We start from the raw sequence: 16,814 nt of genomic DNA, 5'->3' as shown, positions 1-16,814 counted from the left end.
GTCACCCTTCCAGCGCGGACTGCAACGCGCGCAGCTTATGCAGCGTCTCCTCGTACTCCGCATCGGGATCGGAATCGATGGTGATCGCCCCGCCGGATCTGGCTTTGACGAGCCAGTCGGAATCGGTGCGGATCAGGTCCAGCGTCCGGATCATCACGTTGAGATCCATGGATTGGCCGCCTTCCCCGATCCAGCCGAGGGCTCCGCAATAGGGCCCACGCGTGGCCCCTTCCGCTTCGGCGATCAACTCCATGGCCCGGATTTTCGGCGCTCCGGTGATCGAGCCCGGCGGGAAGGCCGCACATATAAGGTCGAAGGCATCCCGTCCGGGCGCCAATTCACCGGTCACGGTCGAGACCAGATGGTGCACATTCGCATAGCTTTCGACCGTATTGAGTCGTGGCACTCTGACGCTACCTGGCCGGCACACCCGGGACAGGTCATGCCGCACGAGATCGACGATAATGAGGTTTTCCGCCCGGTCCTTGCCGCTGGCCGCGAGGGCATCCGCCTCCGCGCGATCCGCCTCCGGATCGGCCCGCCGCGGGCGCGTGCCCTTGATCGGCCGGCTCTCGACCCGTCCCGCCTGCAAGCGCAGGAAACGCTCGGGCGAATTGGTGATGACGACATGCGAGTCCGATGCCCTGAACCAGGCGGCATGCGGGGCATCGCTGCGCGCAATCAGGCGCTGGAAAACCGCCCACGGATCCCCGGTCAGGCGGCCACTGAACGCCTGGCTGAGATTGACCTGGTAAATATCGCCGGCGCGGATGTGCTCGATCAGCTTGCGGCAAGCGCCCAGATAGGTTTCGCGGGGCCAATTGGGCGCTAATGCACCGGTGGCTTCACCGGCCGGCGGACGGCCCAGATGCAGGCCGGTCTTGAGCCCAGCGATACCGTCCTTGTTGCCGTGCACCGTCAGCGACTCCGTCGCCGGGTCGAACACGGCCCACGCCGGATAAACGCCCAGCTGGATCATCGGTTGCCAACGCGGCGGCGTGCCGGTCCGTGGCTCAAGCTCATGGCCGAACTCGTAGGCAAACAGTCCGGCCAGCTCGAACCCATCAGCCAGGGCGGACCGTGCTTTGGACAGAAACGCATCGAGGTCATCGCCCGGGCGAAAGGTCAGCATGTCCCAGGCCAATGCGTAAAGCCGCGATCGCGAGGTCCGGCCGCCATGCAAGAGCAGCGCGCTATCCTGCATCCGGAAAGGCGCAAAGGCGCGCTCGGGCAATATCCAGTCGAGCGTTTCGCTGACCGGTCCGCTCACCGTGCTATCAGTTTGGCGCGGACGGCCGCGATCTCGTCATCGCTCAAGCCCAGCACGCCGGATGCATAGGCTTCTGCCGATCCGATCTCGTCGAAAGCCTCATCGAGATAATCCGCCTCGACGCCCAGGAACAAGCGCATCGCGTCCGCTGGCACATCCCGTTGATAACTGTCCCTAAGGCGCTTCTGCACCATCGGCACCAGCGCGTCGTAATCGACCGCCTCATTGGTCATGAGATAGTCGGTATAGATCGCTTCGCGCTCAACGCCCGCCAGCGCCAGTGTCAGCGCACAGAAAATGCCCGTCCGGTCCTTGCCCGCCGCACAATGCACGACAAAGCCTTCCTCGGCGCCATGTGTGGCCAGCTCGCGCAGACCCGCAGCAAACACTTCCTGATTGCCGGGCTCGTTCGGCAGGCGCCGGTAAGTGGCGCGCATCCAGGCCGCGACCCCGTCCAGGCTCATATCACCCTCGCGGATGAAGCGAAGATGCGGTGGCTCTTTGTGACCGGCAACATTCGATTGGAGTACGCGCAATCCTTCGCCCCATTGCGATGGTTCGTGATCGCGCTCATGCGGCCGGCGCAGGTCCGCCACGACAGAAATATTCATGTCGACAAGCTTTTGCCGGTCGGCCTCGGTCGCATTGTGAAAATGCCCCGAGCGGTAGAGCCCGGACCGGACTTTCGCCCCGTCCGGCGTCGCATACTCGCCAAAATGGCGAAAATTGCGAATGCCCTCGAATTCCAGAACCCGGCTCATGAGCGCCCTGCTAATCGACGCTGGCACAAAGGGCAAGCCTTAACGGAATGGCGGCTCATCGAAACTGCGCAGCTTGCGCGAATGCAGGGCAGCGGCTTCGTTCCGGCGCAGGATTTCAACCGTTTCGATCCCCGCCATCAGGTGTTCCGAAACCGAGCGCTGATAAAACAAATTGGCCGCACCGGGCAGTTTCAGTTCGCCATGCAGCGGCTTGTCCGACACGCACAGCAAGGTGCCGTAAGGAACACGAAGCCGGAACCCGTTCGCGGCAATCGTCGCCGACTCCATGTCCACGGCGATCGCCCGCGACTGGTTGATGCGGCGTGCCTCGGCATGATATCGCAACTCCCAATTCCGGTCGGCATAGGTCGCGACCGTACCGGTTCTGAGCCGGCGCTTGAGATCGTCACCGCCATCGCCGGTGACTTCCTTAACCGCATCGGCCAAAGCGATCTGGATCTCGGCAATCGGCGGTACCGGAATCTCCAGCGGCAGGTCGCGATCCAGCACGCGGTCATAGCGCAGATAGGCGTGCGCCAGCACGTAATCGCCCAATCGCTGGGAATGACGCAGCCCGCCGCAATGTCCGATCATCAGCCAGCACTGCGGGCGCAGCACGGCGAGGTGATCGGTAATGGTCTTCGCGTTTGATGGCCCGACACCGATATTGACCAGCGTGATCCCGCGGCCGCCCGGCGCCTTGAGATGATAGGCAGGCATCTGGAAACGCCGCCAGGGCGCTGCTTCCACCGTCGCGCGCGGATTGGACGACTGAGCGTCCACCTCGACAAACCCCGCCGCCGAAAACGAGGTATATTCATTGTCGGCCTTCAGCTGGCCGATCGCCCACGCCACGAAGGCATCGACATAGCGGTGATAGTTGGTGAACAGGATGAATTGCTGGAAGTCCTCATACGGGCTCCCCGTATAATGCTTCAGCCTCTGCAATGAATAATCGACGCGGGGTGCGTCGAACAGCGTCAGCGGCCGCGGCTCTCCCGGCTGCGATGCGCGCTCGCCATTGGGCAGGGCGTCATCGATCCCGGCGAGATCCGCGTAGGGAAAATTACGGACGAGATCGGCGACAGAAGCCGCGTCGAGATTGAGATCGTCGGCGCCGTCCAATACCGTCGAGAATGCGATCTCCGTGTCAGACAGACCGGTTTCGATGGTGATATCATAATCGGCCTGCAAGAGGCTGAGCTGATCGATCAGATAGTCCCGGAATAATTCCGGCTCGGTGATCGACTGCACATAGAGGCCCGGTTCGGAAAACTTGCCGAAGGCGCGGCTAATCGGCGGCGGTGAACCCTCGGTCTCGTAGAGAACGCGCAGTTCGGGATAGGCGAAAGCGCCGGCGGCCCGCTGTTCCGGGTCGGGGAGCGTCCCATTGTCGAGATAGTCTCGCAGGGCGTCCCGCAGGTTTTCAACTGAAGTCTGGTGGAGGTCGACTAGCCGGTCGACGGCCGCCTCCGGGCTTTTGGCTTCTTCGAATATCTTCATGTCTGGCTAATGCCGGAAATGGCGAGGCTGGGCAAGCGTCGCTCCAACGCATCGACAGGCCATGCAGCATGTGGCTAATTGCGCTGCATGGGCCATCACACTGTTAGGTTTATTACATCTACGCTTCTGGCATTCGCGTTGCTTTGCCCGGAAGTGCTTGGCCAGGCGAACCCGCGTATCTTCGCATCTGTACTGCCCAACCACCGGACAGGAGAGTTTGGCGAAACGCTGACATACTATGCAGCCGTGGTGAATCCGGGCCCTGACCGGATCGAGAACTGCCATTTTCAGAACTCGCACTGGGCGCCGCCGCAGCTGGATCACGTCTTGATCAACTGGGCGCCCGTCGATGTCTCTGGCCAGCTGATTCCGCATGACACCGGCGTGGTTTTCCATATTGACCCGGGCGAAACGCGATATTTCGTATTGTCGGCGACGGCGTTCGATTCCGGGGCGGACGGCCTCGGCGGGAGCTCTTTCATCGGACCGGAAAACCTCCAAGCGATGTGCCGTCCGCAACTGGGCCGGGCCGATTGGATCATCGCCGGTGGTGGAGCCGCTTTTGATATCACGACCCATTTCATTTCAGGCCGCGCCCCGCCGGACTTGATCGCTGTTTTGGCATCGCCCTCGGGCGACGGCATCCTCACGATCAATGAAAGCACCGGCCGCGGTGTCGCTGCCGCTGCTGTCATAAATAATGGCGCCGCCGGCGAATTTATCGCGCGGGCCGACATCTCCGGCCCGGCGGAAGCCGTATTATGCCGGTCCGATGAAGCCGGCCAATGTCTGGCACCGCGAACCGCCGAGGTCACCTTCACGCTGGAGAACGGTGAAGTTGCCCTGTTCTCAATTTTGGCGCGAAACGAGTCGGGTCGCGCCCTGCCCTTCCGGCCCGATTTGCGCCGCCTTACGCTGCGCTTCGTTGAATCGGCCAGCGTCGATCTTCACCATCGGGAGCAGGCGGGGGCATCGACCAGTATGGCAGTCCGGCAGGGCGAAGCGCCGAACACCGTTGGATCGCCATACGGATATTGGGTCAATGCGGAGGAAATGCTGGCCTTGACCGGACGAGGCCAATTCATAGAGGTCAGCCCACTCCGATGGAGGGGTCAGGGGCGTTTCGAACCGTCGAGCCTGAACAACTTGGTTGGCGTGTTCGAATCCGTTGCACGACCCGATTCCAATAATCTCATTCTCACGGGCGCGAGATCGAGTGGCGAGGTCGTCAGCGCGGTGATCCGTCCAGACGACGTGATGGAAAGCACGTTGACGACGAATGAATACATCGATTTGGTTTTCCAACGGCCCTTCCGGGGCATTGCCGGGTGGGCCGGCACCTTTCGGGTCGATACGCCCGGCTATTCATCCGGCCGCGTGACAATCTTGGGTGATGGCAGTCTCACAGGCGAATTTGTGAGAGACTGGAATGACACCAGAACATGCCACTTCACCGCGTACCTGCATAACGGAAACACTGGCGGCCTTACCCCGGAAGTCGCCTCTATACATGGTGTCGAGCGAAATTGCCCTGTTACCGCGGCTTTCGCGGGGATCATATTGTCACTTGGCGAATCCGAGTTGGGCGTGCCGGAGCGGATCTATATCGAGACCGGCGAATTCCAATTTACGCTACAGCGTGAGGTAGACTAGGCAGGCTACTCCGCCGGCAGCTCGTTGGCCGATTTCTGGTTCTGCCACTTGTCGAAGCTAGACCAGACACCGTCCTCGCCATGCCATTCGCCCTTGGTCGCGCCCTTGGAATACTCCGTCGCGCGTGCCTCGAAGAAGTTGGCGTGTTCGACACCGTTCAATATCTCGGTCAGCCAGGGCAGCGGGTGCTTTTCGATGCCATAAACCGGCTCGAGCTTCAGCTGCCGCAAACGCCAATCGGCGATGTAGCGGATATAATTCTTGATATCCTGCGGCGTCATGCCTTCGACATCGCCCATCTCGAAAGCGAGATCGATGAACTTGTCCTCCAGCTCCACCACATGTTTACAGTTCGCGACGATGTCCGCTTTCACCTGATCGGTCAGCGCGCCCGTCTCCTCGGCAAACTCGTGGAACATGCGGATCATGCCTTCGCAGTGCAGCGACTCGTCGCGCACCGACCAGGACACGATCTGACCCATGCCCTTCATTTTGTTGAAGCGCGGAAAGTTCATCAGCATGGCGAACGAGGCGAACAGCTGCAGGCCTTCGGTGAAGGCGCCGAACATGGCCAGCGTCCGCAGAATGTCTTCATTGGTCTCGACGCCGAATTCCTGCATGTAGTCATGCTTGTCCTTCATGGCCTCGTATTCCATGAAAGCCGAGAACTCAGTGTCCGGCATCCCGATGGTTTCCAGCAGCAGCGCGTATGCCGCAATATGGATCGTCTCCATATTGGAGAACGCCGACAGCATCATCTTCACCTCGGTCGGTTTGAAGACGCGCGCATAGCGCTCCATGTAATTGTCATTCACCTCGACATCCGACTGCGTAAAGAAGCGGAAAATCTGGGTGAGGAGATTGCGCTCCTGGTCCGACAGCTTGGTTGCCCAGTCCTTGCAGTCCTCGCCGAGCGGAACTTCCTCCGGCATCCAGTGGACCTGCTGCTGCTTCTTCCAGAAATCGTACGCCCATGGATAGCGGAAGGGCTTGTAGGAGTGGCTGGACGTGAGAAGGCCTGGCGTGGAAGCGGTTGCGGACATGGAATTCCCCGGAAACTGGCGTGAACGACTCGGCACGAATTCGAGCCTTCAATAACTACATATTGGGGTTAAAACGCGCTGAACGTCCAGACCTTGTGGATCACAATCCACATCGGGCCGCAGCCCGCCTGACCCCGGACCGGCATTCAAGCCAATGCTTGGCGGAACCGCCATGGGGGAAGAAAAAAAGACCGGGGAAAACCGGGCCGGCAGCCTACCAGCGGCGGCTCAGCGAAAACGCGGCAAAGTCGTCAGCAGCATCGTAATCGTCGATACCGATCCGCGCGGTGCGCTCACGGCGGACATAAGCGAAGGACAGATCATTCTCCCCCAGCCGCATAGCAACGCCGGCCTGGGCATCGCCCACAACAGCATACGGTTCGAGCGTCATCGCGCCGCGCATATTCCAGCCTTCGGCCGGATCGTAAAGCAGCGCACGGCGTTCCGCTCCAGCAAAGAAATACCAGCTCGGCCGCGCCGCATCCTGGCGCAGATAGCGTCCGACGCGCAGCTCGGCACCTGCTCCGGCGCCAGAACCTTCCGGCCCGAAACTGACCCCGGCATGCGGTTCGATCGTCAGGTCCAGCCCGTCTGCTCCACCATAGGATTCAAACCGCGTCACATAATCGACCGCCACAGATGACCGGCGCTCGCGCTCCGGTTGGATCACGGCAGGATCGATACCGGACGCCGGGTCAAACAGCCGGTCGGAGCGTGTCAGCAAGGTCGGCTGAAAAACGCGGACCTCAATGCGCGCGCCCCCGTCAAAAGCGTTGATGGCGGTGGATTGCCCGGAAAAAGCGGTCAGCGCCGCATTGTCGCTTCCGGTTTCAGCGAGCACGCTGGACGCCACAAACAACGCATCGCGATCAATGGTTTGTGTCTGGAATTGCGGTTCGCTCAGAAACGGCGTGAGGATGGCGCGATCTACATTGAAGATCATCGGCGATTGCGCCGGAAGCGGATCCTGCGCGAGCGCCGATCCCGTCAGAGTCATGACGGCAGCCGCGATGAACGCAAATGACCTGCCCATACACGCCACGGGCGACTCCTGAAGCCAATACGCGCGAAGCTAGCACGACCGCTCTTCCGGTGTGTTAAAAATAACGGTCGAAATCGGTGCAATGGTCGCGGCCTGCCAAGAATTCCGGAAACCGTGACTCGAAAACGACACCTTGCATCGCAACAAACAAAGGGCGGCTCAATGGCCGCCCCTCATTCCATTGATTTCACCTACTGGCAGGCGAGGCATTCCTCATAATCGGTCTTGCCCGCAGCGGCCATTGAAGCCGCAACATCGCCTTTTGATTCGGCGCCGGCATAGGACGCCCGCTGAACCGATTTCGAGCGGCAGTAATAAAGCGATTTCACACCCTTCTCCCATGCCGTCCAATGCAGCATGTGAAGGTCCCACTTATCGACATCGCCCGGCAGGAAAATGTTGAGCGATTGTGATTGGCAGACATAGGGCGTGCGGTCGGCAGCATGCTCGATCACCCAGCGCTGGTCGATCTCGAACGCGGTCTTGAACAGATCCTTCTCCGTCGGGTCGAGACAGTCGAGATGCTGGACCGATCCTTCGTGCTCGAGGATGGATGCCCAGACCTCGTCCGTATCGGCGCCCTTCTCCTCCAGCACTTTCTTCAGCTGCGGATTCTTGACCGAGAACGAGCCGGACAGCGTCTTGTGCACATAGAAATTCGCCGGGATCGGCTCGATACCCGCTGAGGTGCCGCCGCAGATGATGGAGATCGACGCCGTCGGCGCGATCGCCAGCTTGTGCGAGAAGCGCGCCTTCACGCCGGCTTCCTCGGCATCCGGACAGGCGCCGCGTTCTTCCGCCAGCTTGACCGACGCCTTGTCGGCCGCTTGGCGGATATATTTGAACATCTTCAGATTCCACGATTTCGCCATCGGCGACTCGAACGGTGCATTCATCTTCTGCAAGAAGGAGTGGAAGCCCATCAGGCCGAGCCCGACGGAACGTTCGCGGATCGCCGAGTAAACGGCGCGGCCCATTTCCGCCGGCGCGCGGTCAATGAAGTCTTCCAGCACATTGTCGAGGAAACGGTAGATATCTTCGATGAAGTGCGGATCGTCTTTCCATTCGAGGAATTTCTCGGCATTGAGTGAGGACAGACAACAGACCGCCGTCCGGTCCCGGCCATGCTTGTCGACGCCGGTCGGCAGCATGATCTCGGCGCACAGATTGGATTGCCGGACCTTGAGTCCCTGCCTCTTCTGGTGCGCGGGCAGTGCATCGTTCACCGTGTCGGAGAAGACGATATACGGTTCGCCGGTTTGCAGGCGCAGGTCGAGAATCTTCTGCCATATCTTGCGCGCCGACACGGTGCGGACCACCTCGCCGGAGCGCGGCGATTTCAGCTCATACTCGTCGTCTTCGCGGACAGCGTGCATGAAGGCGTCGGTGACATTCAGCCCGTGATGCAGGTTGAGGCTCTTTCGGTTGAAATCGCCCGACGGCTTGCGGATTTCGAGGAATTCCTCGATTTCGGGATGGTGCACATCCAGATAGACGGCGGCCGAACCGCGCCGCAGCGAACCCTGCGAGATGGCAAGCGTCAGCGAATCCATGACCCGGATGAAGGGGATGATGCCTGAAGTCTGACCGTTCTGACCGACCTTTTCGCCGATCGAGCGGACCTCTCCCCAATACGTCCCGATGCCGCCGCCATTCGAGGCCAGCCAGACGTTTTCGTTCCACGTATTGACGATGTCGTTCAGCGAATCCCCGACCGTGTTCAAAAAGCAGGAAATCGGCAGGCCGCGTGACGCGCCGCCATTCGACAGAACGGGGGTCGCGGGCATGAACCACAGATTCGACATGTAATTATAGAGGCGCTGCGCGTGGTCGGTATCGTCGGCATAAGCCGTCGATACGCGCGCAAACATGTCCTGATAGCTCTCGCCCGGAAGCAGATAGCGGTCGGTGAGCGTCTTCTTGCCAAAATCCGTCAGCAAATCGTCACGCGAGGGATCGGTCTCGACGGTCCGGACCAGTTTGAGGTCCGGCTTCGGCGCACGCGGCTTACCCGGTCGCTGTGCGTCCTGCGCATCGAGATCCGTTGTCGTTTTGGTCATGGCGGCGGCGTCGTAAGGCGTCATTTCGATCTCGTCTCCCCCGGAATTTAGAGCGCAGCTGTCCTGTTGCGCGGAACGCGCGCGTTCGCGCCGCTGCCCTAACAATCCCATAGATGGTGTGTCTGCTCTTCCAGCCGACCCAACATATAGTGCTCCCAGGCCGGGCCTTGGTCAACACGGTTATTGGTCCGAATCCGGATTTTTTGGTTAACGACCGGCTAATGCCCTGTCGCCACAGGCAAACTCCGGTAATGCTTTTTTCAGTGGGGTTTTTCGACCCCACGAAAGGTCAAAGACTTAGCAATTCCGGATCGCCGCCTTGCGCCGAAATGTTAATGGTGACCGTTCGCTCAGCGGCAAATCTCGGAAGATAATGTGGCCCTCCGGCCTTCGGTCCGGTGCCCGACAATCCTTCCCCGCCAAACGGCTGAACGCCGACAACCGCGCCGGTGATGTTGCGGTTTACGTAGACGTTGCCGGCCGGAACCGCGGCCATGATGTCCTCGTGGAATCGCGACAGCCGCGAATGCACGCCGAGCGTCAGGCCATACCCCTTCGCCGCCAGTTCCGCGGCGATCTTGCCGATGTCCTTGCGCTTGTAGCGAAGCACGTGGAGAATCGGTCCGAAGATTTCGCGCTCCATCAGGTCAAGCGAAGGAATCTCGATCAGGGCGGGGGCGAAATAAAAGCCGTCATCGGCCAGCGGACCGGGATTGGCCTGCTTCAGGACTTTCGCATTTACCCGCATGCGCGTCATGTGCTGGTCGAGCACGCCCTTGGCTTCTTCATCGATCACCGGGCCGACATCAGTGAAGGCGTCCGCCGGATCGCCGAGCGCCAAGGCGTCCATTGCCCCCATCAGGCCGTCAATGAAGCCATCCGCCGTATCTTCCGGGAGGAACAGGATGCGCAGCGCCGAGCAGCGCTGACCGGCCGATCCGAAAGCCGAGAGAATCGCATCGTCTATCACTTGTTCTTTCAACGCTGACGTATCGACGAACATGCCATTGAGCCCGCCCGTCTCGGCGATGAAAGGCACAATCGGCCCGTCCTTTTCCGACAGCGCCTTGTTGATGACGCGCGCCACCTCGGTGGAGCCGGTAAAACAGACACCGCCGGTGCGCGGGTCATTGACCAACGCGGCCCCGGCGCGGCCATCGCCAGTGATCAGATGCAATACGTCTTTGGGCAGGCCCGCCTTCTGGAACAGCTTCACGGCTTCGCATGCGATCAGCGGCGTTTGTTCGGCGGGCTTGGCCAGCACCGTATTTCCGGCGGCCAGGGCGGCTGCGAGTTGGCCGGTGAAAATCGCCAACGGGAAATTCCACGGGCTGATACAGACAAAGACGCCGCGCCCGCGCAGCTCGAGGTGATTGGTCTCACCGGCCGGTCCCGGCAGCCGCGTCGGCGCGCCGAATTTGCGCTCGGCCTCGCAGGCATAATAGCGGCAGAAATCGACCGCCTCGCGCACTTCTGCGACACCGTCCGGCAGCGTCTTGCCGCCTTCGCGCGTCATGATCGCGATCAGCCGGTCGGTCTCGGCTTCCAGCGCATCTCCCATCGCGCGCAGAAGCTCGGCCCGCTTTGAACCGCCGAGATGATCCCAACCGGCCTGGGCCGCCCGTGCAGCTTCGAACGCATCGTCGATCTGGTCGTCGGTCGCATTCGAAATGAGCGATACGACCTCATGCTGATTGATGGGCCCGGCATGCTTGTAGGGATCGGATTCGTATTGTTTGCCGCGCACGATCGAGCCAGCCGGAAGCGGCAATTGCGAATCGAGCTTGGCCTGCGCCTTGGCCAAACGCTCGCGCACACCGGTCTGACTGAGATCGACCCCCGCCGAATTGGCGCGGCTTTCACCATAGAGCTTGCCCGGTATCGCGATGAAGGGATGGCGGTCAATCGTATCGGCGCCGTCGAACGGTCCACTGGCGACATTTTCCGCCGGAACCGACTTGTCGAGGAAGGAGTGCACGAAAGAGGTGTTCGCGCCATTCTCGAGCAGCCGCCGGACAAGATAGGGCAGCAGGTCTTCATGCTCGCCGACCGGCGCATAGATGCGCACCGGACGTCCGCCAAAAGCCGCCTTGGCCGCCAAGTAAAGCGGTTCGCCCATGCCGTGCAGGCGCTGGAACTCATAGGCTTCGATATCGGCTTTCTCGGCCAGCCTTCGCACCGCACAGAGCGTAAAGGCATTGTGGGTGGCAAATTGAGGATAGATCGCGTCCGGGGCCGTCAGCATCAGACGTGCACAGGCCAGATAATTGAGGTCGGTCGCCGGCTTGGTCGACCAGACCGGAAAGTCCGGCCAGCCCATCTGGTGGGCAAACTTGATCTCGGTATCCCAGTAGGCGCCCTTCACCAGCCGCACCAGGAAACGGCGGCCGGTCTCGCGGCCGAGGGCGATCAACTGCTCGATCACCGCCTCGCAGCGCTTCTGATAGGCCTGGATGGCCAGACCCAGGCCATTCCAACCCGCCAGCGAGGGTTCACGCGCCAGACGTTCGAAAATCTTCAACGATATGATCAGCCGGTCGCTTTCCTCGGCATCAAGGCACAGTCCGATATCGGCGTTCTTGGCCGCTTCGGCCTGGGCCAGAACGAGCGGATAGAGCTCGTCGAAAACGGTCTTTTCCTTTACGGCATGATAGCGCGGATGAAGCGCGGAGAGCTTCACCGATATCCCGTCGACCTGTTCGATCCCGCCTTCACCGCGCTGCGCCCCGACAGCCGCGATCGCGTCCAGATAGCGGGCGTGATAGCGCGCCGCATCATCACGGGTACGCGCGCCCTCGCCCAGCATGTCGAACGAATGCAGTCGGCCTTCCGTCTTGTGGCCCCGCTTGATCGCGGACTTGATCGAACGGCCGAGCACGAATTGCTCGCCGAGTATTTTCATCGCCTGCATGGTTGCGGCGCGGATCACCGGCTCACCCAAGCGGTGGGTCAGCCGCCGCATATAGGTGCCGGGGTTTTTCTTCGCCTCGCGGTCGACCTCGACCAGCGAGCCGGTCAGCATCAGACCCAGGGTCGAGGCATTGACCAGCCAGTGCTCGGACTTGCCGACATGACCGCTCCATTCGCCGGAACCGATCCGCTCGGCGATCAGCTTGTCGACGGTTTCCGCATCGGGCACGCGCAGCAGCGCTTCGGCCAGGCACATCAGCGCCAGGCCTTCCTTGTTCGAGAGCCCGAATTCCTGGAGGAAGGATTCCATCAGCCCGGCGACCTTGGTCGATTTGCGCGCCCGCTCGACAAGATCGATGGCGTTGCTGCGCACCTCGTCAATGTCGGTGTCCGAGAAGCCGATCTTGCCGGCGAGCGCACGCGCTGCCTCGGTCTCATCGGCGAATTTGATCTCGTCGATACGATCCCAATTGATCCGAACGGTCGCGGTATCCGGCATGGCATCCTCTCCGCAAATGCCCAACTCTATCATGGCGCTTTGATCACGCCCAAAAGGCGCTGGCAAGAGGATGAAACGCCTCTTCGCCATGTGCGAATTATGGGCTATGCAAGCGCCCATGATGGACATTCAGAGCGATACCGACACCGCCGAAATCGATGACGACGAATTCGGCGACAGGCCGAAACGCATCATGCTGGTCACCGACGCATGGGAACCGCAGGTCAATGGCGTTGTCCGCACCCTGACCCGCACGGTCGAGGAATGCCGCGCCATGGGTCATGAGGTGGAGGTCATCCATCCCGGCCTCGGCTACAAGACCTGGCCGCTCCCCACCTATCCCGAGATCAAGCTCGCCCTCGGCGCCCGCAAGGATATCGAGGAACGCTTCAAGGCGTTCGAACCCGAAGCCATCCATATTTCAACCGAAGGCACGCTCGGCATGGCGGCGCGTGCCGTCTGCCTGAAATGGAAGCTGCCCTTCACCACCAGCTACCACACCAAGTTTCCGGAATATGTCCACGCACGCTTCCCCTTCATCCCGCTGTCGGCCGGCTATCAGTTCATGCGCTGGTTTCACAATGCCGGCGGCCGGCTGATGGTCGCGACGCCGTCCATGCGCGACGATCTCGCGGCCCGCGGCTTCAAGAACATCACGCCCTGGGCGCGCGGAGTGGATACCACCCTCTTCAACCCCGATAAGAGGGGCATTGATGGCGGCGTTTACCAGGACCTCGAGGGACCGATCTTCGTCTATGTCGGCCGTGTGGCGGTCGAGAAGAACATCGAGTCCTTCCTCGATTGCGACCTGCCCGGCACCAAGGTGGTCATCGGCCCCGGCCCGCAGCTCGACCAGCTGCGCAAGGACTATCCCGACATCCAGTTCCTCGGTCCGAAATATGGCGACGAGCTGGCCCGCTATTTTGCCGACGCCGATGTTTTCGTGTTCCCGAGCCTCACCGACACGTTCGGACTGGTGATTCTTGAATCCATGGCTTGCGGCACGCCGGTCGCCGCCTTCCCGGCCCCGGGTCCGAAGGACCTCATTCCCGGAACCGGCGCGGGCGCGGTCTCGGAAAACCTCCAGGAAGCCTGTCTTGAAGCCCTGAAAATGAAGCGCGAACGCTGCCGCGAATACGCCGAGGGTTTTTCTTGGACGGCTTGCGCCGAGGAATTCGTGAAAAACCTCAAACCGCAGCCCAAACCGGAAGGCCGGAAATTCTGGAAACGCCTGCGGCGCCTGGGCCGCAAGGAGCGCAAGCCGCTGTTTTAGGGCGGAGCTGATACTTGAAGTATCCGATCGTCGTCCCGGCTTTCGCCCGGATGGCGTGAACGTATAGTTTTCTCCCCCCGTGAACGGGGGGAGTGTCCCGGAGGGACGAGGGGGGCAATTGCCCCCTCCACCCCTTCGGGGTCCCCCGCCCCCGCAAGCGGGGGACCGGAGGGCCTCATTGTTCGGGGCTCGATGATCGAGATCCTCCGGTTAAACCGGAGGAAGGCGGATGCTCAGATTTTTCGAGGCCATGCCCTACCCCTCCCCACAAGGGGGAGGGGAAAAAGCCACCCGCAGCGTGTCCGGCTTGCCCGGGCGAGCAGCCCTAAGCGCGTTTTATGCGAGCGGCCAGTGGGCCGCGCAGCGGAAACAACAAGAAGATCGCGGAGCGACGACCCGGACGGGTCGGAGCATCAAAAAGAAAAAGCCCCCGGACATCGGTCCGGGGGCTCAAACACATTGCAATAATGTCGAGCGGTTTACTCGCCCGGTGCCGCGCTCATCGTCTCCATGCCGGCGACACGCTGCACGAGCTCGGCGCGGCGCGCGTCCGGCAGCGGGATCAGGCCGCGGTCGGTCAGATATCCGAAATCGCCCCAGGCGTCGTCGGAGGTAAACTCCTGCAGGTATTCCTGGATGCCCGGCACAACGCCGGCATGCTGCGCCTTGGCATAGACGAACATCGACCGTGAGATCGGGTATTCGCCAGACGCGATCGCGTCGAATTCCGGCGCCACACCGTCGACGCGGGCCGCCTTGATGCGGTCTCCATTCTGCGCCAGGAAGGAATAGCCGAACACGCCGTAAGCGGTGGGCGTATTCACCAGCGTCTGAACGATGGCATTGTCGTTTTCGCCGCTATCGATCCATGCGCCGTCCTCACGGATACGGGCCATTGCCTCCTCGGGAATTTCGCAACCCGTTTCGGCAGCCACTTCTTCAGCGCCGGCTTCAAGGCCGAGCTCGACGAACGCATCGCGAGTCCCCGAAGTCGGCGGCGGTCCGAAGACTTCAATCCGGAGATTCGGCAGCGACGCGTCAATATGCGACCAGCTGTCATAGGGGTTGTCGATCATCGCGCAATCGTCGCCCGGCACCTGCGCCGCGAGCGCGCGCCAGATTTGACCCCGCGAAATATCCAGTTCTGGCCCGGTCGAGACATTCGCGATCACAATGCCGTCGAAGCCGATCGGCAATTCGACGATCTCGCGCACGCCATTGCTTTGGCACATCTCGAATTCGCTGGCCGTCATGCGGCGCGAAGCGCCGGTCAAATCCGGCGTGTCGACGCCGACGCCCGAGCAGAACAGTTGCATCCCGCCGCCCGTGCCGGTGGATTCCACAACCGGTGTTGCAAAGCTGGTGCGGGCGCCGAAGCTCTCGGCAACGGCCGTCGTAAACGGAAACACGGTCGACGAACCGACAATCCGCAAGACGTTGCGGGAACCGGTCGAGGCGCTTTCAGATACCGCACCGGAATTGGCAGGAGCCGATGTGCCCGAGCCGTCGGAGCATGCGGCGAGCGCAAGCGCACCCGTAATAAGCATGGTGGAAGCGAGAAACGATTTCATTGGTGGCAATCCCTGTCGCATTGGTTGGCCTTTGACCGAGCTCTCTAGCCGGTTGCGGCCTGCCCATTGTGTGAATTTTTTATGGCCAGTTCACCTGGAAGCGGATTTGCGCGCCCTGGAAGTCACCCTCGCCGAAACGCGCCGGGCCGGACACATCGGCGCTGAACACGTTCAGCATGACCCGGACATTGCGCTCGACGAGCCAGTTGAGGCCGGCGGTATAGGTTGTCTGGCGGCCGGCGAGATCGGTTTCCAGCTGGTCGATTCGGCCGACCAGCTCGAAGGCGCCTCGACCGCCTTCAGAAACGGGAGCGGATGGCGTGACGGCGCGAAGAACGCCATCCGAAGCCCGATAGACGCGGCTTTCGCCGGTCAGCATGATACCGCCCATCACGGCCCAGGAGGTCGCATCCGCCGCGCCATCGGCATCCTCGGTGGCAATCTCGGCCATCAGGTGAAATGGCCCCTGGATGAGCAGCCCTTCCAGACCGACCAGTGTCGAGCTGTCGGCCGCCGTGCGCTGATCGACATAACGATTCGCCAACGCCGTGCCCGGCCGCGCCCGGAAGCGCACCGATTCCGGTTCTGCGCTATCGCGATTATAGAGGCGGCCGTGAATCCCGACATGCACCACACGGCCGTCCTCATTGACCGGCGCATAGGTGGCCCGTGCTGCGACAACCGACGAATCGGTGATGTCGAAATCGCGGCTGTCATCGCTGATGGCTCCACCGAACACACCCGCCGCCAGCGAGTAATTGTCGCCACCGCGCGAAACCAGAACGCCGACGCGGCGGTCATAGCGGAAGGCTTGCGCCGGTTGCGCACGCTCCTGGAACGTCATCACCGTCGAGGACGTGATGTATTCGATCGAATTCGGCGTCTTCTGATGGCCGACCGTAACGTTGAACTGCTCGCCGCTCCAGCGCAGGCGGAAATCTTTCACGGAAATCTTGTCACCGCCGAAGTCGAGTTCGGCCACGAAGCTGAAATCATCCCAGCCGCCCTGAACGCCGAGGCGCGCCGCCCGGAACTGATTGTCATCCCGGCTGTCCTGCAGGGATGCAAAATCTTCTTCGAAAGCCGCGAAGTCGACGAACAACCGCCCGCGAAGCTCGATATTGAAATCCTCGGCCACAGCGGGGCCGGAAATGGCGAGAAGAACAAGAGCGAGAGAAAATCGGAGCATGGCCAATCCCGTCGGGTTGCGCCGGCGTTCCGTTACAATT

11 protein-coding genes are annotated in these 16,814 nt (G+C 61.4%); 2 read left to right on the top strand and 9 right to left on the bottom strand.

Annotated features, from left to right (window positions below):
- Position 1: 1 nt before the first annotated feature.
- The 3 genes from ACO08C_RS10500 to ACO08C_RS10490 are packed head-to-tail and all read right to left on the bottom strand — an operon-like array spanning position 2 to position 3,534.
- Complete coding sequence (locus tag ACO08C_RS10500; RefSeq protein ID WP_421785501.1) at positions 2 to 1,270, bottom strand: anthranilate synthase component I family protein; 1,269 nt, start codon at positions 1,268 to 1,270, stop codon at positions 2 to 4.
- Positions 1,267 to 2,031 (bottom strand): tyrosine-protein phosphatase, encoded by a 765-nt coding sequence (locus tag ACO08C_RS10495; protein ID WP_421785500.1) that lies wholly within the window; start codon positions 2,029 to 2,031, stop codon positions 1,267 to 1,269. The genes ACO08C_RS10500 and ACO08C_RS10495 overlap by 4 nt, the downstream gene beginning before the upstream one ends.
- Positions 2,032 to 2,070: 39 nt before the next feature.
- Positions 2,071 to 3,534: an AMP nucleosidase gene (locus tag ACO08C_RS10490; protein ID WP_421785499.1), complete on the bottom strand. Its 1,464-nt coding sequence runs from the start codon at positions 3,532 to 3,534 to the stop codon at positions 2,071 to 2,073.
- Between the two features lie 87 nt (positions 3,535 to 3,621).
- On the opposite strand from ACO08C_RS10490, the gene ACO08C_RS10485 reads away from it, so the two are divergent.
- On the top strand, positions 3,622 to 5,187 hold the full coding sequence (locus ACO08C_RS10485; RefSeq protein WP_421785498.1) for a hypothetical protein: 1,566 nt from the start codon (positions 3,622 to 3,624) through the stop codon (positions 5,185 to 5,187).
- 5 nt (positions 5,188 to 5,192) lie between these two features.
- Here the strand turns inward: ACO08C_RS10485 and ACO08C_RS10480 are convergent, their stop codons facing one another.
- From ACO08C_RS10480 to putA, 4 genes are all read right to left on the bottom strand, one after another.
- Positions 5,193 to 6,230 (bottom strand): ribonucleotide-diphosphate reductase subunit beta, encoded by a 1,038-nt coding sequence (locus ACO08C_RS10480; protein ID WP_421785497.1) that lies wholly within the window; start codon positions 6,228 to 6,230, stop codon positions 5,193 to 5,195.
- A 214-nt stretch (positions 6,231 to 6,444) separates the two neighbouring features.
- Positions 6,445 to 7,263, bottom strand: coding sequence for a lipid A-modifier LpxR family protein (locus ACO08C_RS10475; RefSeq protein ID WP_421785496.1), 819 nt, complete (start codon positions 7,261 to 7,263; stop codon positions 6,445 to 6,447).
- Positions 7,264 to 7,463: 200 nt separating this feature from the next.
- Positions 7,464 to 9,332, bottom strand: a complete 1,869-nt coding sequence (locus ACO08C_RS10470) for a ribonucleoside-diphosphate reductase subunit alpha (RefSeq protein ID WP_421788707.1) — start codon at positions 9,330 to 9,332, stop codon at positions 7,464 to 7,466.
- Positions 9,333 to 9,621: 289 nt separating this feature from the next.
- Positions 9,622 to 12,741, bottom strand: a complete 3,120-nt coding sequence (gene putA / locus ACO08C_RS10465; RefSeq protein WP_421785495.1) for a bifunctional proline dehydrogenase/L-glutamate gamma-semialdehyde dehydrogenase PutA — start codon at positions 12,739 to 12,741, stop codon at positions 9,622 to 9,624.
- Positions 12,742 to 12,934: 193 nt separating this feature from the next.
- On the opposite strand from putA, the gene ACO08C_RS10460 reads away from it, so the two are divergent.
- Positions 12,935 to 14,014 (top strand): glycosyltransferase family 4 protein, encoded by a 1,080-nt coding sequence (locus ACO08C_RS10460; protein ID WP_421788705.1) that lies wholly within the window; start codon positions 12,935 to 12,937, stop codon positions 14,012 to 14,014.
- A gap of 479 nt (positions 14,015 to 14,493) precedes the next feature.
- Here the strand turns inward: ACO08C_RS10460 and ACO08C_RS10455 are convergent, their stop codons facing one another.
- Positions 14,494 to 15,585: a substrate-binding domain-containing protein gene (locus ACO08C_RS10455; protein ID WP_421785494.1), complete on the bottom strand. Its 1,092-nt coding sequence runs from the start codon at positions 15,583 to 15,585 to the stop codon at positions 14,494 to 14,496.
- A 79-nt stretch (positions 15,586 to 15,664) separates the two neighbouring features.
- A complete protein-coding gene (locus ACO08C_RS10450) occupies positions 15,665 to 16,774 on the bottom strand; it encodes an OprO/OprP family phosphate-selective porin (RefSeq protein ID WP_421785493.1) in 1,110 nt (369 codons plus the stop codon).
- Positions 16,775 to 16,814: the final 40 nt, after the last annotated feature.

It is taken from the genome of Hyphobacterium sp. (genome assembly GCF_965229905.1).
In the GTDB taxonomy this organism is placed as follows: Bacteria; Pseudomonadota; Alphaproteobacteria; order Caulobacterales; family Maricaulaceae; genus Hyphobacterium.
Note: the sequence above shows the minus strand (reverse complement) of the source record. Positions and strands in the feature narration are given on the sequence as shown.

Excerpts from the sequence above, each read along its gene's own strand:
- ACO08C_RS10495 (WP_421785500.1), bottom strand. The coding sequence starts at position 2,031 with ATGAGCCGGGTTCTGGAATTCGAGGGCATTCGCAATTTTCGCCATTTT.
- ACO08C_RS10490 (WP_421785499.1), bottom strand. The coding sequence starts at position 3,534 with ATGAAGATATTCGAAGAAGCCAAAAGCCCGGAGGCGGCCGTCGACCGG.
- ACO08C_RS10485 (WP_421785498.1), top strand. The coding sequence starts at position 3,622 with ATGGGCCATCACACTGTTAGGTTTATTACATCTACGCTTCTGGCATTC.
- ACO08C_RS10480 (WP_421785497.1), bottom strand. The coding sequence starts at position 6,230 with ATGTCCGCAACCGCTTCCACGCCAGGCCTTCTCACGTCCAGCCACTCC.
- ACO08C_RS10475 (WP_421785496.1), bottom strand. The coding sequence starts at position 7,263 with ATGGGCAGGTCATTTGCGTTCATCGCGGCTGCCGTCATGACTCTGACG.
- ACO08C_RS10470 (WP_421788707.1), bottom strand. The coding sequence starts at position 9,332 with ATGACCAAAACGACAACGGATCTCGATGCGCAGGACGCACAGCGACCG.
- putA (WP_421785495.1), bottom strand. The coding sequence starts at position 12,741 with ATGCCGGATACCGCGACCGTTCGGATCAATTGGGATCGTATCGACGAG.
- ACO08C_RS10460 (WP_421788705.1), top strand. The coding sequence starts at position 12,935 with ATGCTGGTCACCGACGCATGGGAACCGCAGGTCAATGGCGTTGTCCGC.
- ACO08C_RS10455 (WP_421785494.1), bottom strand. The coding sequence starts at position 15,585 with ATGAAATCGTTTCTCGCTTCCACCATGCTTATTACGGGTGCGCTTGCG.
- ACO08C_RS10450 (WP_421785493.1), bottom strand. The coding sequence starts at position 16,774 with ATGCTCCGATTTTCTCTCGCTCTTGTTCTTCTCGCCATTTCCGGCCCC.